Here is a 22,997-nt window from a genome sequence, read left to right on the forward strand (position 1 = left end):
ATGATGCAGACACCCTCTACTTCCCACTACGTTGGCAGCCAAGGGGCCGACTGGTGGCGCGGCGCAGTGATTTATCAAATCTACCCGCGCAGCTTTATGGACAGCAACGGCGACGGCATTGGCGATTTGAAAGGGGTGATCGAGAAGCTCGACTATATCGCCTCATTGAACGTCGATGCGATTTGGCTTTCGCCGTTCTTTACCTCACCGATGAAAGACTTTGGCTACGACATCAGCAACTATCGCGATGTTGATCCGATGTTTGGCACCCTGGAGGATTTCGACCGTTTAGTTGAGGGTGCCCATGCCAGAGGGCTAAAAGTCACCATCGATCAAGTCATGTCGCACACTGCCGATCAGCATGCCTGGTTTGAAGAAAGCCGCCAAAGTCGCGATAACCCCAAAGCCGACTGGTACGTGTGGGCCGACCCGAAACCCGATGGCGCGCCGCCCACTAACTGGCAATCCGTATTTGGCGGCAGCGCCTGGCAGTGGGACACCCGCCGCTGCCAGTATTACCTGCATAACTTCCTGGCCAGCCAGCCGGATCTAAACTTCCGCACCCCAGCGGTGGTGGATGCCATGCTGGAGGAAGTGCGCTTCTGGCTAGAGCGGGGCGTAGATGGCTTCCGGCTGGATGCGGTTAACTTCTGCACCCATGGCGAGCTAAAGGATAACCCGCCGCGCCAGGAAATTACCGAAAGCTTTCTAGGTGTTCGCCCCGACAACCCCTACGGCTACCAGCTCCACCAGTACGACAAAACCCAGCCGGAAAACCTTGCGTTTCTGGAGCGGCTGCGCGCTCTGTTGGATGAGTACCCCGGCACCACCAGCGTGGGCGAAGTCGGCGATGACGACGCGCTGGGCGTGATGGCGGAGTACTCCCAGGGCGGCAAGCGGCTGCACATGTGCTACTCGTTCAACCTGCTCACCGATAAAGCCGACCCCGGCTACTTGCACGAAACGCTAACTGAAATGGAAGCACGTATTGGCGATGGCTGGCCCTGCTGGGCGCTGGGCAATCACGATGTCACACGGCTGGCGACCCGCTGGCAGGCGGAAGGGCAGCTCGACAAGCTGCGCCTTTATATGGTGTTTCTACTCACCCAGCGCGGTAGCGTCTGCCTTTATCAAGGTGAAGAGTTGGGCCTGCCCGAAGCTCAGCTAACGTTTGAACAGTTGGTTGACCCTGCGGGTATTACCTTCTGGCCCGCTTATAAAGGCCGAGACGGCTGCCGAACGCCGCACCCCTGGCAGGCGGACGATCGCCATGCAGGCTTCAGCAGCGCCACACCTTGGCTACCGGTGCCTGATGCTCAGGCTAGCCTCGCCGTTGACCAGCAAGATAACGATACTGAATCATTGCTCAATGCCTACCGTGTTTTTTTAGCCTTCCGCCGTACTCAGCCTGCGCTGGTAAAAGGCGATGTGCTCTACCACCCTGTACGTGATGAAGTGCTTTGCCTGGAGCGCACCTACCAACAAACGCGCTTACTGATTGCGCTCAATTTTAGCGGCCAAACGGTTACCCGCGCAGCACCTGAGAGCGCTGAAACCATCGCCGGTGCCCCCACCTGGCTTAACAGTGAGTGGCAGGAGATCGCGCTGATGCTACCTCAGCTGTCCCTTCCCCCCTATGGCGTGGCGATTGTCCGTTGCCCGCAATCTCAGGAGGATGCGCCATGGGACGTTTAACCCTAAGCGGTATCGGTAAATCTTTTGATGGCGTGGAAATCTCGCGGGATATCGATCTCACCATTGAAGACGGCGAGTTTGTAGTCTTTGTTGGCCCCTCTGGCTGCGGAAAGTCCACGCTGCTGCGTATGATTGCCGGCCTGGAAGATATCAGCGAAGGGGATATGCAGCTGGATGGCCAGCGGATCAACGAAATTCCGCCCCAGGAGCGGGACATCGGCATGGTATTCCAATCTTACGCGCTCTACCCGCATATGAGCGTGGCAGAGAACATGGCGTTTGGCCTGAAGCTGGCGCGGACTGACAAGGCGGAGATTCGCCGGCGAGTCCAGCATGCCGCTGAGATGCTGCACCTTACTGAGCTGTTGGAGCGTAAGCCCAAAGACCTCTCCGGTGGCCAGCGTCAGCGGGTAGCTATTGGCCGAACCCTGGTAAAAGAACCAGCAGTGTTTCTATTTGATGAACCGCTCTCTAACCTGGATGCCGCGCTGCGGGTAGATATGCGGGTGCAGATCGCCGCGCTGCATAAACGCTTGAACGCTACCATGATCTACGTAACCCATGATCAGGTAGAGGCGATGACCCTAGCTGACCGCATTGTGTTGCTATCCAAGGGCCGTATTGCCCAGGTGGGTGCGCCGCTGTCGCTTTATCACTTTCCCAATACCTTAGAGGTGGCTGAGTTTATCGGCTCACCGCGGATTAATACCTTCCCAGTGACGGTAGTAGACCCTGGCGAGCGCCAAACGGTGGTGCGCCTGGATAGTGGCGACACTCTAGCGGTGGCGGTTAATGGCCAACATCTTCACTCAGGAGAGCGCGCCACGCTGGGATTGCGAGCAGAAGACTTCGTCGCCCCCGATCAGGCCGAAGCCACGCTAGGCGCTACCTTGATGGTGGCAGAGAAGCTGGGCTATGAGACCCTCGCCCATTGGCAGGTGGCAGGTATCGACACTCCCTTAACCCAGCGCCTGGATGGCTTAACGCAACTAACCGAAGGTCAAACGGTCGCTTTGGGCTTAGCGGGCCAGCACTGTCATCTTTTTGATCAGCAGGGCAATGCCTGCCCTCGGCAGGTGGTGGTCGATGGGGTTAGCAATTCATGATCTTGGACAAAAGGGCTTGGTGAATTCTGCGCGGTGTCGCCCACATAAGGACGACGTTCATTTTATTGGCCAAGCCCGCGACTACGCTAATTCGGCCAGCATCCAGTGCTTGAATGCCAGCCCGAACGACGGGAGGTGCTGGCATCATGATTGAGCGCAGCATTGGTGTCATGCGTTGACCAGCGTTGCTGACAAAGCCGGTGTCACTCAGCCCTGGGCACAGGGTGGTTACGGTGACATTGTCGCGCTTGAATTCGCGATGTAGGGCTTCGCCAAAGCGAAGTACATATGCCTTGGCGGCGGAGTACACGGCATAATTCTCAACTCCTTGGTAGGCCAGAATGCTGGCAATTTGCAAGATCTGCCCCCGCTTGCGCGTTCGCATATCCTGACCAAAGACCTGAGTCATTGCCGTGAGGCTCAAGATATCCAGCTGAATCATCGACATCGTGGCGTCCAGCGGGCTGTCCAGAAACGGCCCCTGCAGGCCATGCCCAGCATTATTGATCAGCACGTCCACTTCAACGCTCTGTTCGGTGAGGCGCGCATGAAGGTCGGTGATGGCAGCGATGTTGGACAGGTCAACCTGTTCCACTAGTACGTCGACTTTATATTGCTCGCGCAGAGTGACGGCTAAGGCTTCTAGCCGATCCAGTCGACGTGCGACTAGCACCAGGCGATGGCCGCGTTTTGCGTACTGTTTGGCAAACTCTTCGCCGAAGCCGCTCGACGCGCCGGTAATAAGCACGGTGGATTGGGGGGTAGTCATGGAGTTTTCCTTGAATCAAGGTAATCATCTTGGCGTGCGCTGTAGGCAAGGTTGCTTAACGCACGCCGTCAACGTTTAGGCCAGTGAAGCCAGGTCTTCTGCGGCGAAGCCGCGCAATTCCTGTAGCTGTCCTGTGCGCACTTTGTTAACCCACTGAGGATCTGAGATCAGTACCCGGCCCACGGCGATCAGGTCGAACTCTTCCCGCTCCATTCGCGCATGTAAGCTGTCGAGCGCCGCAGCACCGGAACCGACACCGCCGAAGGCGCCGAAGAAGTCTGAATCCAGCCCCACCGATCCCACACTAATGGTCGCCGCCCCCGTCAATTTCTTCGCCCAGCCAGCAAAGTTCAGGCCTTCGGCACCATCTATTTCTGCGAACTCAGGTTCCCAAAAGCGTCGCTGTGAGCAGTGGAGAATATCGACCCCTGCTTCTACCAGCGGGGCGAGCCACTCGGTCATCTCTTGTGGTGAAGTAGCCAAGCGGGCGCTGTAGTCCTGCTGCTTCCACTGGCTTACGCGCAGAATCAGCGGGAAGTCTGGCCCAACGGCAACACGTACAGCACGCACAATCTCTGCCGCGAACCTTGAGCGCTCGCCGATGGTGGCGCCGCCAAAAGCATCGTTACGGGTATTGGTGCCGGGCCAGAAAAATTGGTCGATCAAATAACCATGGGCACCGTGCAACTCGAGGGTGTCAAAGCCCAAGCGCTTTGCATCCAAGGCAGCACTGGCGAAGGCCGCAACGCTGTCGGCAATATTCTCTTCGCTCATCGCAACGCCGTGTGGAGTGGCTGGGCTCACTAACCCTGAAGGACTTTCCGCTGGGCCGTCGGGCTGCCACCCCTGCGCTTCCTGTGGCACTGGGATTGAGCCGGTATGCCACAGCTGCGGGCCAATCAGGCCACCGGCGGCATGCACGGCGTTGGCAACTTCCGCCCAACCGGCCAGGGCAGGCTCGCTATGAAACAGCGGAATGCCTGGCATATTGCGCGCCGCTGGTCGGTTGACCACGGTGCCTTCAGTAAGGATCAAGCCCACACCGCCGGCGGCACGACGTCGGTAATATTCCGCTTGTGACGCGCCGGGGATACCGCCTTCGGCCATCGCCCGGGTCATCGGTGCCATGACGATGCGGTTTGGCAGTGTCAGGCCTTTTAAAGTGATGGGGGTAAATAGAATATCGTTGGACATGGATGTTTCTCCTGGTGAATGAAATCAATAATGATGATCAACATCTAAAAAGTCAATATCTTTGATTATGGTCAACATCAATGTAGGATATGCGTCTGGTTCATAAGCAACCTAGAGGTTCTTAAATGAAGGTCACCAAAGCGCAGGCTCAGGAAAATCGGGCACGCATTGTTGAGACGGCGGCAACGCTGTTTCGCGAGCGGGGCTATGACGGCGTAGGGATTGCTGAATTGATGGCGGCTGCTGGTTTTACCCATGGGGGGTTCTACAAGCACTTTCGCTCTAAGGCTGACCTAATGGCAGAAGCGGCCGCCTGCGGTATGGCACAGCAAGTGGCGAGCAGTGGCGACACCGATCTGGTTGAATTTGTCACTCATTACTTGTCCCGTGAACATCGCGATGACCGCGGTGCGGGCTGTACCATGGCTGCTCTCAGTGGTGATGCCGCGCGACAGTCGGGGGATGTCAAAACGATGTTTGCAGACGGTATCGAACGCAGCATTGCTGAATTTCAGCGCCAAGACGCAGCGTCGGGTGGGCTCAGCCAAGACCAAGCGCGGGCAAAAATGATCGCTACCTTTGCGCATGTGGTGGGAGCGCTGGTGATGTCACGTGCCTGCCCAGATGACTCGCCGCTGGCAGATGAGATTCTGCAAGTGTGCTGCGAGCAGATACTTACCGCACACAAATAGAACAAGCCGATTAACAGCATTAGTCCTTAACACGGCCAAGCGCTTGCTATGAATGCGACAGCATTACGGAGTAAGCGCTGAAATATTTTTTAAAAGAGTGCATCCAAAACGTCTCCTCGCGGGTATTCCCTATACAGCTGCTATTGACGGCGGCTGATAACAACCCTTTTAGGAGACTGAAAATGACCATTCATCATCTAACGTGGGCTACCCTGGCCGCCACTCTGATTGCATCCTTCAGTCATGCCGCACTGGCCGAGATGCCTGCGGATGTTCAAGTACCGGACGGCAACACCGTTGCGCTCGAAACCGTCGGCGTTGGCGCGATCACTTATATGTGTGAAATGAACGACGAAGACACCATGGCTTGGGTTTTTAAAGGCCCGCACGCTGCGCTCAATGATAGCGACGGCAGCCAGGTTGGCAGTTACTACGGTCCGCCCGCCACCTGGGAAGCGTTGGATGGTTCAAAAATCACTGGCACTCAGCTAGCCACGGCTGCCAATGGTGATGGCAATATTCCGCTCCAGCTTGTTGAAGCTAATCCTGCTGAAGGCGAAGGCGCAATGTCTGGGGTTAGTTACATTCAGCGCTTGAACACCCAGGGTGGCGTTGCTCCTGATGTGGCCTGCGATATGGATCACAACGGTGCCACGGCTGTCGTTATCTACCAGGCCGATTACATCTTCTGGACAGCTGAATAAGTCAACGTAAGCGCTAATGCCGCTGGGGGCTCGTTTGTCGAGCCCCCAGCGGCTATGCTGTCGGTGAAAACGACGACTGGCGTCGGCGCCGTCACCAGGGAGCTAGGGTTTGACTGACGTGTCTTCAGAATTTGATCATGCTGCGGCATTAGCCAACTGTGCCCGTGGCGAGCATGACGCCTTACACCAACTCTATGTTCATGAGGGTGCCCGACTATTAGGCGTAGTCATAAGAATCGTCAAAGATCGTGGTATGGCCGAGGATATTGTCCACGATGCCTGTCTCAATATTTGGCAGCGTGCCGACAGTTTTGACCCTGATAAGGGCTCAGCAAGGGCGTGGATATTTAGTGTGGCACGCCACTTGGCACTTAATGCCATCCGGTACCGTGACCGGGAAGTCACTTTTGATAGTCACGATCCCACCGAATTAGATCTCGATGAACATTTTCAGCACGCCTCTGTTGCTGATGAAGCTTTCGATTGGCAAACCGGCCAGCGGATGGATAGCTGCTTAGAAGAGCTTGAGCCGGAGCGGCGTAACTGCGTACTCCACGCCTATGTTGATGGTCTTAGCCACGCGGAAATTTCAGCGCATACCGGGGCGCCGCTGGGCACCGTTAAAGCCTGGATCAAACGCAGTTTGCAGCGCCTAAGGGAGTGTATGACATGACTCGCCCCAGTCAGCACGAACCAGAACAAGATGATGATCATGCCTTGGCGGGTGAATACGTGCTGGGTACGCTGTCGCTAGAGCAGCGCAAAGCGCTGGAAGCGCGGTTACCCAATGAGCCTGAGTTGCAAAAAGCGGTGATGGCGTGGGAGGAGCGTTTCTTGCCCTATACCGCTATCACCGAGCCGGTAACGCCTTCTGATTATTTATGGCCGCGCATTGAGCGCAGCTTAAAAGCACGCGAGACGTCCGTTAAACGGGCTGGATCGGCTATTGCGCAGCGAAGACCCGGTCGCATTCTACACAGCTTGCCACTTTGGCGGGGCGCTGCCGGGTTTGGCTTAGCAGCGGCGTTAATGATGGGTGTGATGCTGGCAAACGAAGTCACCAAGCCGACAATTCCCACTACGCCTGAGTACATGGTGGTGCTACTTGCCCCGCAAACGCAGTCAGCGGGTTGGGTGGTGCAAGCCTCATCGCGACAGGAAATCGAGCTTATTCCGCTGGGTACGTTCGAAGTGCCTGAAGGTAAAGCGCTAGAGTTCTGGACTAAAGCGGATGAGTGGCAGGCACCGGTATCGCTAGGTTTAGTGGAGCCAGGTCAGCCGATCCGGATGCGCTTAGACCAATTGCCGCCGCTGGAAGATAACCAGCTGTTTGAGCTAACGCTGGAAGACGAAGCCGGTTCGGCCACCGGCTTGCCTACTGGCCCCATTGAGTTTATTGGCCGGGCGGTCGAGATTTAACCTGCGTCAAAGCGGCTGTTTAGCGCGGCTTTAAAAGAATGATAAGCCGACTTGGAACAGGCGCTCCACATCGCGAATGCGGCGTTTATCAACCACAAATAGAATCACGTGGTCGCCGCTTTCTACCTTGACGTCGCCGTGAGCAATCATGACCTCTTTGCCGCGCACAATCGCGCCAATCGTGGTGCCGTCAGGCAAGTCGATCTCACGAATCGTACGGCCCACCACTTTAGATGACTGCTTATCACCGTGGGCGATAGCCTCTATGGCTTCGGCGGCACCCCGGCGCAGCGAGTGAACGTTAACAATATCGCCGCGGCGTACATGGGTCAGCAAGCTGCCGATGGTGGCCTGCTGGGGCGAGATGGCAATGTCGATCTCGCCACCTTGAACCAAGTCGACGTAGGCGGCGTTGTTGATCAGCGTCAGCACCTTCTTGGCGCCTAAGCGCTTGGCGAGCAGCGACGACATGATATTAACCTCGTCGTCGTTGGTCAGCGCACAGAAGATATCGCACTCTTCGATGTTCTCTTCTTCCAGCAAACGCTTGCTGGTGGCGCTGCCATGGAGCACGACGGTGCGATCCAGCCGTTCTGAGAGTGTGGTGCAGCGCTCCAGGCTGTGTTCGATGATTTTGACCTGGTGGCTGTGCTCCAAATGCTCCGCCAGCCGCTCACCGATATTGCCACCCCCGGCAATCACGACGCGGCGGAAGTCCCGCTCCACCCGGCGCAGTTCGCTCATCACCGCACGAATATCCCGCCGGGCGGCGAGGAAAAACACTTCATCGTCAGCTTCGATGACCGTATCGCCACGGGGAAGAATTGGTCGATTACGCCGGTAGATCGCCGCTACCCGGGTATCCACGTTGGGCATATGGCGGCGCAGAAAGGCCAAGTCCTGGCCCACCAGCGGGCCGCCGTAGAAGGCCTTCACCGCCACCAACTGCACCAACCCCCCGGCAAATTCCAGCACCTGTAGGGCGCCGGGGTGCTCGATCAGACGGCGCACATGGTCGGTCACTACCTGCTCGGGGCTGATTAGTACATCAATGGGAATGGCTTCGTGGGCAAACAGCCCTTTGCGGGTTAAATACGCCGTGGCACGCACCCGGGCGATCTTGGTGGGGGTGCGAAACAGCGTATGGGCAACCTGACAGGCGATCATATTGATCTCATCGCTGCTGGTCACGGCAATCAACATATCAGCGTCTTCGCAGCCAGCCTGGCGCAGCACAATCGGGTAAGAGCCCGCCCCAGTAACGGTGCGGATGTCGATTTTGGTGTGCAGCTCACGCAGTTTTTTGGCGTCAGTGTCAACGACGGTGATGTCGTTCTCCTCGCGGGCGAGGTGTTCAGCCAGAGTGCCGCCGACCTGGCCGGCGCCGAGAATAATAATTTTCATGCGGACTTGTCCTCACGGTCAGGCTCAAGGGAGAGCCGGTAACCAATGCCGGGTTCAGTTTGCAGCAGGGTGGGGGACTGGGGGTCATCACCTAGCTTTTGACGCAGTTTGCTCACCACGATGCGCAAATAGTGAGTATCTTCCTGGTGGGTCGGGCCCCATATTTGGCGCAACAATTGGGTTTGTGTAACCACTCGCCCAGCGGAGGCAATGAGCTGGGCCAGAACGGCGAACTCTTTAGGCGTTAGATGAATGGCCTCGCCATGCAGGATCACTTGGTAAGCGGCCAGGTCGACGATCAAGCCACCATGTTGGAAACGCTGAATACTTGGGCTGGCTCGCCGCCTTAATAGGGCTCGAATACGGGCCAGCAACTCTTGAATGCCGAAGGGCTTGGTGACGTAGTCGCTTGCACCATTATCTAGAGCACGCACTTTTTCAGTCTCATGACCACGCACTGACACAATGATCACGGGTATCTCGCTGTGCTGGCGGATCGCATCAAGCACCTGCTGACCATCCATATCCGGCAAACCAAGATCCAGCAAAACGATGTCGGCATTGGGCGTGAGGGCATTCGCATTGAGTTTTTCCAGTCCTTCGCGACCACTGGCCGCTTCAATCACCTGAAAGCCTTGGGAGGCGAGGCTGATGCGCAGAAAATGGCGAATATGCGGCTCGTCATCAATCACTAAGACGCGCGCAAGATCAGTGGTCATCCTCGGCCTCTTTGCTGGGTGCCGATAACGGCAGCGTCATGGTAATCCTGGTGCCAACACCGTCAGGCCCCGGGTTTGCGTGAATTTGACCCGCATGTGCGCCAAGCATTCCCCGGCAAATCGCCAGCCCCAGACCACTGCCGTGCAGGCTGCGATCCCCGTCGTTACCCGTGACGAACATATCGAATACGCGGTCGCGCAGTGCTTCGGGTATGCCAGGGCCTTGGTCGCTAACCGAAAACTGCAGGGTGGGATGATCTCCGCCGCTGTTATCGTTGCTACAATGGGCTTCAATAGTGATACGGCCATTGAGGGGGGAGAAGCGCGCCGCGTTTTCAAGTACGTTGACCAGCGCTTGCTCGATCAGGGCGGGGTGGACGTAAAGTAACGGTAAATTATTAGGCCAGTTTTTGGCGACCTGGAAGCCTTCAAGGGCGCTGCCTAAGCGCTTTAGCGCTGAGGTAACTAAATCATCAAAGGCTACCCAGTCACGCTCGATTTTCATGTCGCCATGGCCTAATCGGGTCATATCCAACAAATTTTGAATGTAGCGGTTTAGCCGCTCACTTTCGCTTAGCACACCATCTAATAACGCAAAGCGATCCTGCTGGCTAAGCTGTGCATCCAGTGTGCGCAGTGAGCTGGCTGCGCCAATAATCGACGCTAGTGGAGTACGCAGGTCGTGGGAAACTGACGATAGCAGCGCTGAGCGCAATCTCTCCTGCTCTTCAGCCAGGCGAGCGGCGCTAAGCTCCAGCAGGCGCTGGCGGCTGTCCCCAGCCAGCTTGCCAACCACTAGCGCCACTAATAGAAAGAAAAGCAGGGTTAGCAGTTGTTCTTGCTCCTCAACGGCTAACGAAAAGTGCGGAACGGTGAAGCAAAAATTAAATGTCAGAAAGCCCAGTACAGCACTGAGCAGCGCCGCGTAGCTCCCCGCTAACACGGCGCTGGCGAGAACCGCGGTAAGAAAAATCAGCGAAAGATTGGCTAAGGCTAACCAGGTATACAGCCCCCAGGCGATCAACAGCGCGAAAAGCGTACTCGCCAGCGCGATCACAATTTCTGACAGCAGGGGTAAGCGCAGTTGAACCGCAAACTGCTCAGCAGGTTTGAACATCGATTTTCTAAGTGTCATGACACGATTGCCCTTCAAAATGATTGGCTAGCGCCGCCAGAACATCGGAGTGAGCAGCACCACGACGGTGAGTATTTCTAATCGGCCCATCAGCATGCCAATGCATAACAGCCACTTCGCCGCGTCGGGTAGCGAGGCAAAGTTACCTGCGGGGCCGATGATATCGCCTAACCCCGGCCCCACATTAGTGACCGCCGTAGCGGCTCCGGAAAGGGCGGTGACTAAGTCCAATCCCAAGGCTGAAAGGCTTAGCGCCAGAGCTGCTATGGTGATAAAGAAGAAGAAAGAGAAGGCCACCACGCTGCGCGAAATATCGCTGGTGACCGGCTGCTGGTTATAGCGCGTAGTAAACACGCCATTGGCATGGATGAGATACCGCAACTGGTTAAGCAGCATCAAAGAGGCAATTTGAAACCGGAATATCTTCATCCCGCCACTGGTTGAACCGCTGCAACCGCCGACAAAGGTAAGGTAGAAAAAAGCCACCACCGGCAGCGACCCCCACTGGGTGTAGTCATCAGACGCATAGCCCGTGGTGGTCACCACTGAAATGATGTTAAAGGTGACGTGGGTAAGCGATTCAAACCAATTGTCGCCCTGGGTGATGCGCCAGACACTGAGTAGCAAAATCGCCGCCATCAGAAGCTTTAACAGCCCGAGTACCTGCTGATCTTTCCATAGCGCACTGTGCGATCCGCGTAAAAAACGGATATACAGCACAAAGGGAAGCGCGCCGCTGAGCATAAAAAAGCTGGCCATCCAGAGTAACCACGGCTGCTCGCTATAGGCGCCAAAGGAGGCATCAGAATTGGCAAAACCGCCGGTGGAAAGCGAGGTCATGCCGTGTACGGTGGCGTCCAGTAGCGTCATGCCGCCAAACCAATAGCTGCCAATGGCGACGAGTGTAAGACTGACATAGATCGTTAGCGTCGCTTTAGCGATACCGCCAGTGCGTGGCATGACTTTATCCGACCAGTCAGATGACTCAGTATGAAACAAACGCATACCGCCGACTTTAAGAAACGGCAAAATGGCAATGCCCATCACGATAATGCCGATGCCGCCCATCCACTGCATCAGCCCTCGCCATAGCTTCAAGCCATCGGAAAAGTGCTCAATGCCGACCAGAATGGTAGACCCCGTCGTGGTAATCGCCGATACCGATTCAAACACCGCATTGGTAAAGGTTAACTGAGGCGCACCAAGCACTAGTGGCAGACTGGCAAAACCGCTGATAGTGACCCAGCTGGCGGTGGTAAGAATAAACATCTGCCAAGGCTTTAGTTCCAGCGCTGCGCGATAGGTGAATAGCCAAGTCAGCGTCGCGGCGCCAAGTATCATCAAAATGGATACACCGAAGGCGAGCGCGTCAGGGTCTTGCTCGATCAGCAGCACAATGAAAGGCACCAGCATAAACAGCGCAAGCACAATCCAGAGAATCGAAATGATTTTAAAAACAGGCGCCCAGTGCCGATACACATCTCTGCTGCGATAAAACCATGGTGTGAATGGAGTCATATGCCCAGCTCGCCATTGAGTATTCTTAATATCCGCTATGACACCATGAGCTTGTATAAAAAGTCTGTAAAAAAGCCGATTAAAATAAAAACTCCCAGCGAGTTGCTGGGAGCGGAGGAGTGCCTAGTAAGGAGCTATTTTGGTGAATTCAGGATTTAACTGTTGGTATATTTAACTGCGTTTACCCTTTCACACCCCCTGCCGTTAAACCACCAATAATCCAGCGCTGGCAGATCAAAAACGCTACGGTAATCGGTAGGCCGGAAAGCACGGCGGCAGCGGCAAAGTTGCCCCAGCGCTGGTTGTGGTCGGCAAGATACTGCTGAGCCCCGACAGCCAGGGTGAGTTTGTGCTCATCCACCAGCAACACCGAGGCCATGGGGTACTCCATAATGCTCATCACAAACGCCAGAATGAATACGACCATCAATATGGGGATGGAAAGCGGCAGCAAAATATAACGAAACGCCTGCCAAGTACTGGCTCCATCGACCATTGCGGCCTCTTCAAGCGACCCATCGATTGATTCGAAGTAGCCTTTGATTGTCCAGATATGCAGGGCCACTGCGCCCAAGGAAGCCACAATTAACGCGCCGTGAGTATTAATGCCTAACCAGCCCACAAACTGTCCTAGTCGATCAAATAGCGCGTAGAGCGCTACCAGCGAAAGCACTGCTGGGAACATCTGGAAAATCAGCATGCCTTTCAACAGCGACTCCTTGCCCTTAAAGCGCATGCGGGCAAAGGCGTAGGCGCTGGTGGTGGCCAGCATAAGAATCAACACCGACGATACCACCGCCACTTTGATCGAGTTCCATAGCCACAGCAGCACCGGGAAGGGCGGCTGGACAATGCTGCCGTCTGGCCGCTCCCAGGGAATACCCAGCGCCAGCGACCAGTGCTCTAACGAGAAGCGCTCGGGTATCAAACTGCCCGAGGCAAAGTTGCCCTCACGGAACGAAATTGAAATTACCAGCAGCAGCGGAAACACGATCAGCGACACAAAGCCAATCAGTGCCAAGTGTGCTCCCAGGCGGCGGGCGCCAATCGAGCGGGGTTGAACCATCGCCATGAGAAACCTCCTAAACCTTAACCTTGGAAAGGCGCAAATTAAGCAGCGACATGCCCGCCACCAATAAGAAAATAAGCGTGGCGATAGCGGCTGCCAGCCCAAAGTTCTGTCCGGCATCCTGAAAAGCGATGCGATAGGTGTAACTGACTAATAGGTCGGTGGTACCCGCAGGGGTACTCGCGCCAAGAATATCCGGGTTGCCCCCAGTGAGTAGCGCAATCAGCACAAAGTTATTGAAGTTAAACGCAAATGCAGCAATCAGTAGTGGTGTGAGCGGTTTGATAATCAGCGGCAGCGTAATCTTGAACAGGTTGGTGAGCGGGCCGCCGCCGTCTACTGCAGAGGCTTCGTAGAGATCCTGAGGTATCGCCTGGATTAACCCCATGCAGAGCAGCAACATATAGGGGTAACCCAGCCAAGTGTTGACGATCAGCAGCATGGAGCGTGCGAGCCACGGGTCAGTAAACCATTCAGGACGAATGCCAAACAGCGTATCTAAAATCATATTCACCTCACCGAAGTGCTGATTGAACATGCCCTTGAAAATCAGTATCGAGATAAAGGCGGGCACGGCATAGGGCAGTATCAGCAGCGTGCGATAAATGGCTTTGCCTTTGAGCTGATCCCACTGCAACAGCGATGCCAGCACAAAACCGACGGCCAAGGTAAAGACCACCGTTAGCGCAGCGAAAACAAACGTCCATACAAAAATCTGCATAAACGGCCCGCGAATATCCGGGTCGGTAAAAATCTTTGTATAGTTGGTAAAGCCCACGTTAACCGGCCACCCCGGGGTAATCTGTTCGCCGTTGTCGGCGACAAAGAAACCGCTGGTTTGATCAGGTATCAGCACGCGGTCTTCGCGGCGGTCATAGAGCGTGCCATCATCGCGGGTTTCGTAGCGGTTCACCATGGGTGCAAACTGGCGCAATCCGGCCATTCGCAGCTCAGTACCCTCTGGTGTAAGCAGCCTAAGCCCTTGAAGAGAATCACGTGCTTGAATAATCGCACGCATGCCCAGTGGTTCCTGAACAGGCGAGGCATCAACGGTCTGAATGCCGATTTGACGCGTTTCTTGATTGGCGAAGTTAAGCGGTGAGGAGACAAAACGTTGAACCTTGTTTTCATGATGGTTTTCTTCATCGTTTCCTCCATCGCTCTGCAAATATAGGCGCACCAACTCACCTTCCTGGTAGAGCGTTAGATCAAATGCCTTACCTTCCGCCTGATAAGTTTGGCTTAACAACTGACCGCGCACGCGCTCTTCAGAGAGGAGGTTGCTAGAGCTGTAGTTACTAAAGCTAATGCCAATGGTGTAAAGCAGCGGGAAAATAACAAACACCCCAAGCCCTGCGACGGCAGGAAAAATATAGCGATGGCTCATTAACGTGCGTTTGGTAAATACAACGGCTAACGAACCACCCAGCACTAAAAAGAGCAGGGCAAACATCCACTGGCCGTTAAGGTGAAATGCCATCACCAGCCATAAAAGCGCAATCACCAGAACAGCGATCACGCAGCGCAGGGCCCAGCGGGTGTAGCGTTCGGAGAGGTGACGAGAGCGGTGACGGGGAAGGCCGAGAGACGCGTTGGTGGTATACATGATGACTTCCTGAAAGCTGCTCGGCAGTCTGCGCCACCGAACAGTAAAGGCACAAAAAGAGCGTGGTAAGGAAAGAGGGTGGTAAAGATAGCGCTACTGGCGCATGCGCCGTGCCGCCGCATCCAACGCTTCTTGAGGCGATTGACGCCCGCTGCCGATGTTTTGCAGTGCCGGTTCCATGGCCGCCCAAAAGGCGCCCATCTCAGGAATATTGGGCATGGGCATGCCTACTTCCGCATTTTCCAGCGTGGCAGCAATGTTGGGATTGTCGGCAAGCTCAGCCTGATAGTTGATATGGGCTACCGCGCCCAGCGAGCCGTCGTTATTAAAGGTGCGCATGCCCGCCTCGCTGAGCAGGTAGTTCTCTAAAAACTCAACGGCGAGAAAGTCGTTCGGCGTGGCGGAGTTGATCATTGCCGTCATCACACCAAACATCGGTTTCGCTCGCTCGTCGCCCACCTTAGGCAGTAGTGCGACGCCGTAATCAATCCCGCTACGCTCCAGATTAGGCCACGCCCAGGGGCCGCTGATCATGGTGGCGACTTCACCCTGGTTAAAGCGGGTATCCATCAGGTTGTAGTCGGTGCCGCGGGGCAGTACATCGCTTTCGATCAGCTCAACCAGCAGCTCTGCTCCCTGTAAGGCCCCGGCGTTGTTGACACCAATATCGCTAACGTCATAACCGCTGTCGGTCTGTTTGAACGGGTAGCCGCCGTTGGCTGCCAGCAGTGTCCAGCCGTAGTATGGTTCGCTGTAATCAAACAGGATGGCCTTTTTGCCATCTTGGGAAAGCGTCTGGTCTAGTTCCATTAGCTCGGCAAAGCTCTCCGGTGGTGTGTCCACCAGTGCTTTGTTGTAAATGAGCCCGAGGGATTCGACTGAAATTGGGTAGCCGTAGGTTTCGCCATTCCAAAGGGCAGCCTCCCAGGTAAAGTCGTAAAACGCCGCGCGGAAAGTGTCACTAGGCGCTACCTGTTTTAATAGGCCGCTTTGTGCCCACTCGCCCATCCGGTCGTGGGCCCAAATCACGATATCTGGCCCCTGGCCACTGCCCGCCGCCTGTTGGAAACGATCAGTCAGGTTATCTGGGAAGACCACTTCGACGTCAATGCCGGTATCTTCGAGGAACTGCTCGGCCACGAGCTGAATGCCTTCCTGGCCTTTGTTATCGCCCATCCAGATGGTTAACCGATCATCTTCAAAGGCGAAGGCGGGCAAGGTAGCGCTGGCAGCCAGCGTGGCGGAGAGTAGGGGTCTGATAACATAGCGTAGTGATGCCATTAAATAATAGCCTCGTTGTTGTTGTGGTCATTTTGGTGTTGTGGTCATTGATGTATCAACTTCCGCAGCGTGGCCAATTCTGCTCAAGGCTGCCTCCTCCTTAGGGGGCGTAGTAGTGGCGTATGTGAAAGGCGTAGAGTAAAAGTGGAAAATGGCATGAGGGGGAAGCGGAGTGTGCGTTGAAAGCGCAGCAGGCATGGTTATTTTGTAGTAAAATTACACGAAATATTGCGTATAATGCCCCCTTTACGGTAGATTTTAGGTAATCTAACTACATTAGATGCCTAATTATAAATAGGAGCGACGATGAGCCAGTCCACTGCTTCCCAAGGTGCACCGCTGGGCGATCCGAATCACGCTATTGATTTAGCGCTGTTTGGGGCGCTGGGTGATCTTGCCATGCGTAAGTTATTTCCTGCCTTATACCATCTTGATCGCGAAGGCTTGATGCCAGAAAGTACGCGCATTATGGGGCTGGCTCGCCATGAGCACGACGCAGCGTCATTTCGCAAAATGGTTAACGATGCGCTGCAAAAACGGCTAAAAAGTAACGAGCAGGATAAGCAGAGCCTCGAACGTTTTCTTGCCCGCTTGGATTACTTAAAACTAGATTTCTCCAGCGTTGAAGGGTACGACGCTATTCGTCAGTGGCGGAAAGGTTCACCGCGCCCCATGGTGGTCTATCTTTCCGTCGGTGCGCCTATTTATGGTGATATCTGCCGTCACCTGCAGGCCAGTAAAAGCCTGGACGATGAGACCCGCGTAGTGGTTGAAAAACCCATCGGCTACGACTTGCACTCATCCATTGAAATTAACGACGCCATCGGTCAAGTGTTCCCTGAATCGCGGATTTACCGTATCGACCACTATTTGGGCAAAGAGACTGTCCAAAACCTGATTGCACTTCGTTTTGCCAACCCGCTGTTCGGTACCCAGTGGAACCAGAACAACATCTCTCATGTGGAGATTACCGTTGCCGAAAAAGTCGGCATCGAAGGGCGCTGGGGATATTTCGATGAGGCAGGCCAGCTGCGCGATATGGTGCAAAACCACTTGCTGCAACTACTGTGCTTAATCGCTATGGATCCGCCCTCGAATCTAGATGCCGATGCCATTCGCGATGAGAAAGTGAAGGTGCTTAAAGCGCTCAAGCCCTTTGTGGGCGAAGCGCTTGGCCGCGATGTGGTGCGCGGCCAATATATTGCCGGTACTAGTGACGGCCAGTCGGTGCCGGGTTACCTGGAAGAAGAGGGCGCCAACACCCAGAGCCAGACCGAAACCTTTGTGGCCATGAAAACCGAAGTGGCTAACTGGCGCTGGGCGGGCGTGCCGTTTTATCTGCGCACCGGCAAGCGCATGCCGGATAAGCTCTCGCAGATCGTCATTCACTTCCGCCAGCAGCCGCACTATATCTTCGATCCGGATCAGCGCGGCATCGCCTCGAATAAGCTGATTATTCGTCTGCAGCCGGAAGAGGGGATCGCTCTGCAGGTGTTGACCAAAGATAGCGGCTTGGATAAAGGCATGCGCCTACGCCCCGGCCCGCTGCATTTGGACTTCAACAATGCATTTCCCAAATCGCGGATACCTGATGCCTACGAGCGACTGCTGCTTGAAGTTATGAAAGGTCAGCAATATCTGTTTGTCCGCCGCGATGAAATCGAACACGCCTGGCGTTGGTGCGACCAGCTTATTGACGGCTGGAAAAAACGCGACACGCCGCCGCGCCGCTACCCGGCAGGCTCTTGGGGCCCGGTCGCCTCTATTGCCATGATTACCCAGGATGGCCGCAGCTGGTACGAGGATTATTGATATGAGTCAAGCACGTCAACAGTTGGCCGAGCAGCTTGCCGAAGCCGTTTTTCAGGCGCTGCACGACGACTTAAACCATCAAGAGCGCGTCCTGCTGGTGGTTTCAGGAGGTTCCACCCCGGTGCCTTTCTTTAAGGCGTTGGCGGCCAAACCGCTACCCTGGGAGCGCATTGACGTGACGCTTGCCGACGAGCGCTGGGTAGATGAGCAGAGCAGTGATAGCAACGCCAAGTTGGTGCGTGAGCATCTCCTTCAGGGCAAAGCAGGAGCGGCCACTTTTATACCGTTAACTTGTGGTGCAGCCACCCCCGAAGAGGGCGTAGATGAAGTGTCCAGGCAAGCGGAATCACTGGCGTGGCCTGCCAGCGTGGTGATTTTAGGTATGGGGGGGGATGGCCACACCGCATCACTGTTTCCCGATAGTCCTGAACTGACCCTGGCGCTCGCCACGGACGAATTGTTAGTGGCGGTAAGAACGCCTAGTCAGCCGCAGCCGCGGATTACCTTTTCGGCCGACCGCCTGCATCAGGCGCGGCGGCATATTCTGCATATTACCGGTGATGATAAACGCGCCGTATTGGCCAAGGCATTAAACGGCGACGATGTCCGTCAGTTGCCTATTCGTGCTTTCTTAACCTGCCCACTGGCTATTTATTGGGCGCCTTGATCGTTTGCTGGCTTAGCCAATAATAAGTTGCTTGGAGACTCACTAATGACTATCGATAAACAGTTACCTTCTACCCGTACCGCAGAGCTGGATAGCATCTGCTTGAAAGCCGAAGTGATTCCGGTCATCACCATTGAGCGCTTGGAAGACGCAGTGCCGTTAGGGCGCGCTCTGGTGGAAGGCGGCTTAACCGTGCTGGAGATTACCCTGCGCACCGATTGCGCCCTGGACGCCATCAAACGCATGAAAGAAGCGCTGCCGGGCGCCAGCATTGGGGTGGGTACCGTGTTAACACCCGCACAATATCGCCAAGCCGAGCAGGTAGGCGCTGATTTCGTTGTCACCCCAGGCGCAACGGAGGCCCTTTATCGCTATGGCGTGGAAAGCCCAGTGCCGATGCTGCCAGGCGTATCGACCATTTCTGAGCTGATGACCGGCTGGCAGTACGGCTACCGCCGCTTTAAGTTCTTCCCGGCGGAATCCAGCGGTGGTGCCAAAGCCATCAAAGCGTTTGGTGCGCCGATCCCTGAAGCACGCTTCTGTCCTACCGGCGGCATTACCGTTGACAATGCGGACTCTTATCTGTCACTGCCGAACGTGATGTGTGTAGGTGGCTCCTGGTTGACGCCGAAAGCGATGGTGGAAGCCGAAGATTGGGACGGCATTCGTGAACTGGCCCGTCAATCGGCGGAGCGCTTTCATCACTAAACAGGCATTACCGAATAGGCATCCATAAGCAACCTATTGAAGATTACGTAAATGCTGGCCCTAGTTATGGTTTTTAACCATTGCTAGGGTTTTTTTATAGCGAAATTTTGTCATTCGCGTATCGTAGCCGCCTGCGTACGACCAAAGACGTATAACGGGCTATATTCAGCTCAACTAAAATGACGGCACGATTTGTCTGACATTTCGCTATACGCGCATACAGTAACGTGCGTGCCACTTACAATGATCATGAGGTGAGTCAAAATGCACGCTTTGACCCTGGCGTCCTTCCTGTTTTTTACAGGACTTGTCGCCTTTATCACTTGGCAAATCACTCGCCGAGATGACCACTCAAGTACCAGCGGCTACTTTCTGGCAGGGCGTACGCTAACTTTCCCGCTGATCGCTGGCTCTTTGCTAATGACCAACCTCTCCACCGAGCAAATGGTGGGGCTCAATGGGGCAGCGTTTTCCGATGGCTTAAGCGTGATGGCCTGGGAAGTTGTGGCGGTTATCGCACTGGTGGCATTGGCGCTCTTCTTCCTGCCGCGGTTTTTGAAAAGTGGTATTGCCACGCTGCCACAGCTACTCGAAATTCGTTTCGATAAGACCACGCAGCTAATCACCAATATCATTTTCCTAATTGCTTATGCAGTGGTTCTGCTGCCGATTATTCTCTATTCCGGCGCCATCGGTCTGCAGGGGATGCTCGATCTTCAGGGGCTTACTGGTATCGAGTCTTCGGCGACGCTGCTTTGGTTAACGGTGTGGATCGTCGGTATTATCGGCGCGGTGTATGCACTGTTTGGCGGGCTACGTACGGTTGCAGTCTCGGATACGCTTAACGGCGTTGGGCTATTGATCGGTGGTTTTGTGATCGTCTATTTCGGCCTCCAGGCCGTGAGTGACGGCAGCGGCATTATGGAAGGCTGGAGCATCCTCAAAGAGAGCGACCCGGATAAGCTTAATTCGATTGGCGGTGCTGATCAGCAGGTGCCGTTCTTTACTCTGTTTACCGGCGTTTTCCTGATTAACTTGTTCTACTGGACCACCAACCAGCAGATTATTCAGCGTACCTTTGCGGCCAAAAACTTGGCTGAAGGTCAGAAGGGTGTGCTACTGACTGGTCTGTTTAAACTGCTTGGCCCGCTGTATCTCGTACTGCCGGGGATCATTGCTTATCACCTTTATGCCGACCAAGGCGTGCGTGCCGATGAAGCCTACGGTCATTTGGTATTTAACGTACTGCCGCCGTATCTCACCGGGTTTTTTGCCGCAGTCATGGTGGGTGCGATTCTGTCGTCGTTTAACTCCGCGCTTAACAGCACCACCACGATTTTCAGCTTGGGCATCTATAAAGGCGTGCTGAACAAAGAGGCGACGGAAGAGCAGGTGGTTAAATCGGGTAAGGTGTTCGGCTGGATCATGGCCATTATTACCATGATTATCGCACCGTTGCTGGCCGGTCAGGATAGCCTGTTCGGTTACCTGCAGAAGATGAACGCGATCTACTTTATTCCGATTCTAGCAGTAGTGCTGGTAGGGCTATTAACCAAGCGTGTTCCACCTATGGCGGCCAAGATTGCTCTGGTGGGCGGCTGCTTGTTGATTGCCGCCGGTTACTTTGTGCCACCGTTTACACTGCTGCCGCAGATCATGCACGAGTTCCACTTTGTGGCGATGGTATTTGTGCTGTTGGTCGTCGTGATGCTAATTATTGGCAAGCTGCGCCCACGTGAAACCGATTGGATTCAGGAGCACAGCGGCGACGTGGATCTAACACCCTGGAAAGGCGCAGTACCCGCCGGTATCGTTCTGGTCGTGTTAGTCATCGTGATGTACATAAGCTTTGCTGGCTGATTCGCCCACCTTGTAGCTAATCGGTGAAGCCGTAACAGTGTAATAGAAAGAGGCCCCGCTAGTATCCGCTAGCGGGGCCTTTTGCTGGGAGGTTCATGAGAGGTTTGGGGAAATTTATGCGAGACGCAACGGCGGTTCGGCTAGCCCCTTGATACCGGTTTCGACCACATAAAGTGAGCCCGCGGTGAGCTCTTGGGCTAGCTGCTCTGCACTAAACCCCTCTTGCGCTGTGGTGATATAGAGTGTTTTTAGATCAGGGCCTGCAAAAGCCGGGCAGGAGGGTTGGCTGACGGGCAGTTCAACCCGGCCAATAATTTGACCATCGTGATCCAAACGCACCACCTGCCCAGCTCCCCACAGCGCTAGCCATAGGCAGCCTTCGCTATCCATGACTGCACCATCGGGGTTGCCCAGACTAGAGAAAAAATCCGCCCAGGGCTGGGGCTCGCCTTGCGGCCAGCCGTCGCTATCCAGCGCCCAGCGCATCACCACGCCTGTCACCGTATCGGTAAACCAGGCAAACTCGCCATTTTCAGCAAAGCAGATAGCATTGGGAATCGTCAGCCCTGTACGCAGCCGCGATAGCTCACCGCGATGGAGGCGGTAAAGGCTTCCAGCGTTTCTTTCCGCGCTTTTGCCCATGCTGGAAAGCCACAGGCTGCCGTGGCGATCAATGCGGGCGTCATTGCTGCGGGTGACCGGGTTATCGGCCTCGAAATCACACAGCTTTTCTGCCTTGCCGCTGTCTGGGTCGAAGCGGCTTAGGCGGTCTTCGCCGACTAACAGCAGGCCACCCTCTTCAAGAGGCGCTGCCAGTGACACTCGATGATCAAATTGAAAGTGGCCGCTCTCACCGCTGGCGGGGGAGAGCCAGTGCAACTGCTTTTCTAGAATGTCGCACCAATAGAGGCGTTGATTTTTGGCGTCCCACTGTGGGCCTTCACCCAGAGTGCAACGGCAATCAACCGCTAACTCTGCTTGCCACGTTGAAACATGCATACCTGTGTTCATTGTTGTTAGTTCTCCTTATTGTTCTCCTGCCAACCAAGCCTCGACAAGGGCTTGAGCCTGTTGCCCAACTTGGTAAGCGCTTTGGCCGGGTTTATATAGCGCGCTGCCCAATCCTGCACCATCGACACCTGCTGCGCGCCAAGCGGCGAAGTTATCGACCCCAACGCCGCCAACCGCATACAAAAGGGTGCCTGTGGGCAGTACTGAGCGCACTGCCTGCATGCCCTCTAATCCTACCTGCACCGCGGGGAAAAGTTTAAGTCCGGTGGCACCTGCATCGAGTGCCTCGAAGGCTTCAGAGGGTGTCACAATCCCTGGCCAACTCGCCATACCGAGTCTATGCGTCTCTTCAATGACCGCAGGCCGACAGTTGGGAGAAACGATCAGGCGTCCACCAGCAGCGTGAACTTCACGCACCTGAGCCGGAGTGAGCACCGTACCTGCACCTATGACTGCGCTCTCGCCAAATGCGTCTACCAAGCGGCGAATGCTTTCCAGCGGATTGGGTGAATTAAGCGGCACTTCAATCTGGGTAATGCCCGCGTCCAGCACCGCTTTAGCAATATCAACCACTTCGTCGGGCGCCACGCCGCGCAAAATACCAATTAAGGGCAACGTCATAGTCACT

At 55.2% G+C, this 22,997-nt stretch carries 21 protein-coding genes; 10 read left to right on the plus strand and 11 right to left on the minus strand.

Features of this window, described 5'->3' with window-relative positions; genetic code table 11:
• On the plus strand, positions 1-1,695 hold the full coding sequence (locus J7J49_RS17470) for an alpha-glucosidase (RefSeq protein ID WP_215094416.1): 1,695 nt from the start codon (positions 1-3) through the stop codon (positions 1,693-1,695).
• Positions 1,683-2,801: a sn-glycerol-3-phosphate ABC transporter ATP-binding protein UgpC gene (gene ugpC, locus J7J49_RS17475; protein WP_215094418.1), complete on the plus strand. Its 1,119-nt coding sequence runs from the start codon at positions 1,683-1,685 to the stop codon at positions 2,799-2,801. The genes J7J49_RS17470 and ugpC overlap by 13 nt, the downstream gene beginning before the upstream one ends.
• Here the strand turns inward: ugpC and J7J49_RS17480 are convergent.
• Entirely contained in the window at positions 2,788-3,570 is a 783-nt protein-coding gene (locus J7J49_RS17480) for an SDR family NAD(P)-dependent oxidoreductase (protein WP_215094420.1), read from the minus strand. The two genes, ugpC and J7J49_RS17480, sit on opposite strands and share 14 nt — an antisense overlap.
• 75 nt (positions 3,571-3,645) lie before the next feature.
• Positions 3,646-4,764, minus strand: coding sequence for an NADH:flavin oxidoreductase (locus J7J49_RS17485; protein ID WP_215094423.1), 1,119 nt, complete (start codon positions 4,762-4,764; stop codon positions 3,646-3,648).
• A 125-nt stretch (positions 4,765-4,889) separates the two neighbouring features.
• On the opposite strand from J7J49_RS17485, the gene J7J49_RS17490 reads away from it, so the two are divergent.
• The 4 genes from J7J49_RS17490 to J7J49_RS17505 all read left to right on the plus strand — a co-directional run bounded on the left by J7J49_RS17490 (position 4,890) and on the right by J7J49_RS17505 (position 7,579).
• A complete protein-coding gene (locus tag J7J49_RS17490; protein ID WP_215094425.1) occupies positions 4,890-5,456 on the plus strand; it encodes a TetR/AcrR family transcriptional regulator in 567 nt (188 codons plus the stop codon).
• 182 nt (positions 5,457-5,638) lie between these two features.
• Positions 5,639-6,160 carry a DUF3455 domain-containing protein gene (locus tag J7J49_RS17495; protein WP_215094427.1) on the plus strand — a complete coding sequence of 174 codons (522 nt, stop codon included), beginning with the start codon at positions 5,639-5,641 and terminating at the stop codon, positions 6,158-6,160.
• A 118-nt stretch (positions 6,161-6,278) separates the two neighbouring features.
• The gene (locus tag J7J49_RS17500) at positions 6,279-6,833 is read left to right on the plus strand and encodes a sigma-70 family RNA polymerase sigma factor (RefSeq protein WP_353048396.1); all 555 of its coding nucleotides are present in this window, start codon (positions 6,279-6,281) and stop codon (positions 6,831-6,833) included.
• Positions 6,830-7,579: an anti-sigma factor gene (locus J7J49_RS17505; protein ID WP_215094431.1), complete on the plus strand. Its 750-nt coding sequence runs from the start codon at positions 6,830-6,832 to the stop codon at positions 7,577-7,579. The genes J7J49_RS17500 and J7J49_RS17505 overlap by 4 nt, the downstream gene beginning before the upstream one ends.
• Before the next feature lie 30 nt (positions 7,580-7,609).
• Here J7J49_RS17505 and trkA read toward each other — a convergent pair whose 3' ends face one another.
• The 7 genes from trkA to malE form a co-directional block, all read right to left on the minus strand.
• A complete protein-coding gene (trkA, locus tag J7J49_RS17510) occupies positions 7,610-8,983 on the minus strand; it encodes a Trk system potassium transporter TrkA (protein WP_215094433.1) in 1,374 nt (457 codons plus the stop codon).
• Positions 8,980-9,702 carry a response regulator gene (locus J7J49_RS17515; protein WP_215094435.1) on the minus strand — a complete coding sequence of 241 codons (723 nt, stop codon included), beginning with the start codon at positions 9,700-9,702 and terminating at the stop codon, positions 8,980-8,982. The genes trkA and J7J49_RS17515 overlap by 4 nt, the downstream gene beginning before the upstream one ends.
• A complete protein-coding gene (locus tag J7J49_RS17520; protein ID WP_215094437.1) occupies positions 9,692-10,837 on the minus strand; it encodes a sensor histidine kinase in 1,146 nt (381 codons plus the stop codon). The genes J7J49_RS17515 and J7J49_RS17520 overlap by 11 nt, the downstream gene beginning before the upstream one ends.
• A 27-nt stretch (positions 10,838-10,864) precedes the next feature.
• Positions 10,865-12,355, minus strand: a complete 1,491-nt coding sequence (locus J7J49_RS17525) for a TrkH family potassium uptake protein (RefSeq protein ID WP_215094440.1) — start codon at positions 12,353-12,355, stop codon at positions 10,865-10,867.
• A 181-nt stretch (positions 12,356-12,536) separates the two neighbouring features.
• Positions 12,537-13,427: a maltose ABC transporter permease MalG gene (gene malG / locus J7J49_RS17530; RefSeq protein WP_215094442.1), complete on the minus strand. Its 891-nt coding sequence runs from the start codon at positions 13,425-13,427 to the stop codon at positions 12,537-12,539.
• Between the two features lie 10 nt (positions 13,428-13,437).
• Entirely contained in the window at positions 13,438-15,030 is a 1,593-nt protein-coding gene (gene malF, locus J7J49_RS17535; RefSeq protein ID WP_215094444.1) for a maltose ABC transporter permease MalF, read from the minus strand.
• Between the two features lie 93 nt (positions 15,031-15,123).
• Positions 15,124-16,311 carry a maltose/maltodextrin ABC transporter substrate-binding protein MalE gene (malE, locus tag J7J49_RS17540; protein ID WP_215094446.1) on the minus strand — a complete coding sequence of 396 codons (1,188 nt, stop codon included), beginning with the start codon at positions 16,309-16,311 and terminating at the stop codon, positions 15,124-15,126.
• A 306-nt stretch (positions 16,312-16,617) separates the two neighbouring features.
• On the opposite strand from malE, the gene zwf reads away from it, so the two are divergent.
• From zwf to J7J49_RS17560, 4 genes are all read left to right on the plus strand, one after another.
• Complete coding sequence (zwf, locus tag J7J49_RS17545; protein WP_215094448.1) at positions 16,618-18,123, plus strand: glucose-6-phosphate dehydrogenase; 1,506 nt, start codon at positions 16,618-16,620, stop codon at positions 18,121-18,123.
• Between the two features lies 1 nt (position 18,124).
• Positions 18,125-18,790, plus strand: a complete 666-nt coding sequence (gene pgl / locus J7J49_RS17550) for a 6-phosphogluconolactonase (RefSeq protein WP_215094450.1) — start codon at positions 18,125-18,127, stop codon at positions 18,788-18,790.
• Between the two features lie 45 nt (positions 18,791-18,835).
• The gene (locus J7J49_RS17555) at positions 18,836-19,498 is read left to right on the plus strand and encodes a bifunctional 4-hydroxy-2-oxoglutarate aldolase/2-dehydro-3-deoxy-phosphogluconate aldolase (RefSeq protein WP_007113048.1); all 663 of its coding nucleotides are present in this window, start codon (positions 18,836-18,838) and stop codon (positions 19,496-19,498) included.
• Between the two features lie 264 nt (positions 19,499-19,762).
• A complete protein-coding gene (locus J7J49_RS17560; RefSeq protein ID WP_215094452.1) occupies positions 19,763-21,358 on the plus strand; it encodes a solute:sodium symporter family transporter in 1,596 nt (531 codons plus the stop codon).
• Between the two features lie 114 nt (positions 21,359-21,472).
• Here the strand turns inward: J7J49_RS17560 and J7J49_RS17565 are convergent, their stop codons facing one another.
• Together J7J49_RS17565 and J7J49_RS17570 are read right to left on the minus strand one after the other, a co-directional pair.
• Positions 21,473-22,369, minus strand: coding sequence for an SMP-30/gluconolactonase/LRE family protein (locus J7J49_RS17565; RefSeq protein ID WP_215094455.1), 897 nt, complete (start codon positions 22,367-22,369; stop codon positions 21,473-21,475).
• A gap of 15 nt (positions 22,370-22,384) precedes the next feature.
• Positions 22,385-22,990, minus strand: coding sequence for a 2-dehydro-3-deoxy-6-phosphogalactonate aldolase (locus J7J49_RS17570; protein ID WP_215094457.1), 606 nt, complete (start codon positions 22,988-22,990; stop codon positions 22,385-22,387).
• Positions 22,991-22,997: the final 7 nt, after the last annotated feature.

It is taken from the genome of Halomonas sp. ISL-56 (assembly GCF_018612805.1).
In the GTDB taxonomy this organism is placed as follows: domain Bacteria; phylum Pseudomonadota; class Gammaproteobacteria; order Pseudomonadales; family Halomonadaceae; genus Vreelandella.

Excerpts from the sequence above, each read along its gene's own strand:
- J7J49_RS17470 (WP_215094416.1), top strand. The coding sequence starts at position 1 with ATGATGCAGACACCCTCTACTTCCCACTACGTTGGCAGCCAAGGGGCC.
- ugpC (WP_215094418.1), top strand. The coding sequence starts at position 1,683 with ATGGGACGTTTAACCCTAAGCGGTATCGGTAAATCTTTTGATGGCGTG.
- J7J49_RS17480 (WP_215094420.1), bottom strand. The coding sequence starts at position 3,570 with ATGACTACCCCCCAATCCACCGTGCTTATTACCGGCGCGTCGAGCGGC.
- J7J49_RS17485 (WP_215094423.1), bottom strand. The coding sequence starts at position 4,764 with ATGTCCAACGATATTCTATTTACCCCCATCACTTTAAAAGGCCTGACA.
- J7J49_RS17490 (WP_215094425.1), top strand. The coding sequence starts at position 4,890 with ATGAAGGTCACCAAAGCGCAGGCTCAGGAAAATCGGGCACGCATTGTT.
- J7J49_RS17495 (WP_215094427.1), top strand. The coding sequence starts at position 5,639 with ATGACCATTCATCATCTAACGTGGGCTACCCTGGCCGCCACTCTGATT.
- J7J49_RS17505 (WP_215094431.1), top strand. The coding sequence starts at position 6,830 with ATGACTCGCCCCAGTCAGCACGAACCAGAACAAGATGATGATCATGCC.
- trkA (WP_215094433.1), bottom strand. The coding sequence starts at position 8,983 with ATGAAAATTATTATTCTCGGCGCCGGCCAGGTCGGCGGCACTCTGGCT.
- J7J49_RS17515 (WP_215094435.1), bottom strand. The coding sequence starts at position 9,702 with ATGACCACTGATCTTGCGCGCGTCTTAGTGATTGATGACGAGCCGCAT.
- J7J49_RS17520 (WP_215094437.1), bottom strand. The coding sequence starts at position 10,837 with ATGACACTTAGAAAATCGATGTTCAAACCTGCTGAGCAGTTTGCGGTT.
- J7J49_RS17525 (WP_215094440.1), bottom strand. The coding sequence starts at position 12,355 with ATGACTCCATTCACACCATGGTTTTATCGCAGCAGAGATGTGTATCGG.
- malG (WP_215094442.1), bottom strand. The coding sequence starts at position 13,427 with ATGGCGATGGTTCAACCCCGCTCGATTGGCGCCCGCCGCCTGGGAGCA.
- malF (WP_215094444.1), bottom strand. The coding sequence starts at position 15,030 with ATGTATACCACCAACGCGTCTCTCGGCCTTCCCCGTCACCGCTCTCGT.
- malE (WP_215094446.1), bottom strand. The coding sequence starts at position 16,311 with ATGGCATCACTACGCTATGTTATCAGACCCCTACTCTCCGCCACGCTG.
- zwf (WP_215094448.1), top strand. The coding sequence starts at position 16,618 with ATGAGCCAGTCCACTGCTTCCCAAGGTGCACCGCTGGGCGATCCGAAT.
- pgl (WP_215094450.1), top strand. The coding sequence starts at position 18,125 with ATGAGTCAAGCACGTCAACAGTTGGCCGAGCAGCTTGCCGAAGCCGTT.
- J7J49_RS17555 (WP_007113048.1), top strand. The coding sequence starts at position 18,836 with ATGACTATCGATAAACAGTTACCTTCTACCCGTACCGCAGAGCTGGAT.
- J7J49_RS17560 (WP_215094452.1), top strand. The coding sequence starts at position 19,763 with ATGCACGCTTTGACCCTGGCGTCCTTCCTGTTTTTTACAGGACTTGTC.
- J7J49_RS17565 (WP_215094455.1), bottom strand. The coding sequence starts at position 22,369 with ATGAACACAGGTATGCATGTTTCAACGTGGCAAGCAGAGTTAGCGGTT.
- J7J49_RS17570 (WP_215094457.1), bottom strand. The coding sequence starts at position 22,990 with ATGACGTTGCCCTTAATTGGTATTTTGCGCGGCGTGGCGCCCGACGAA.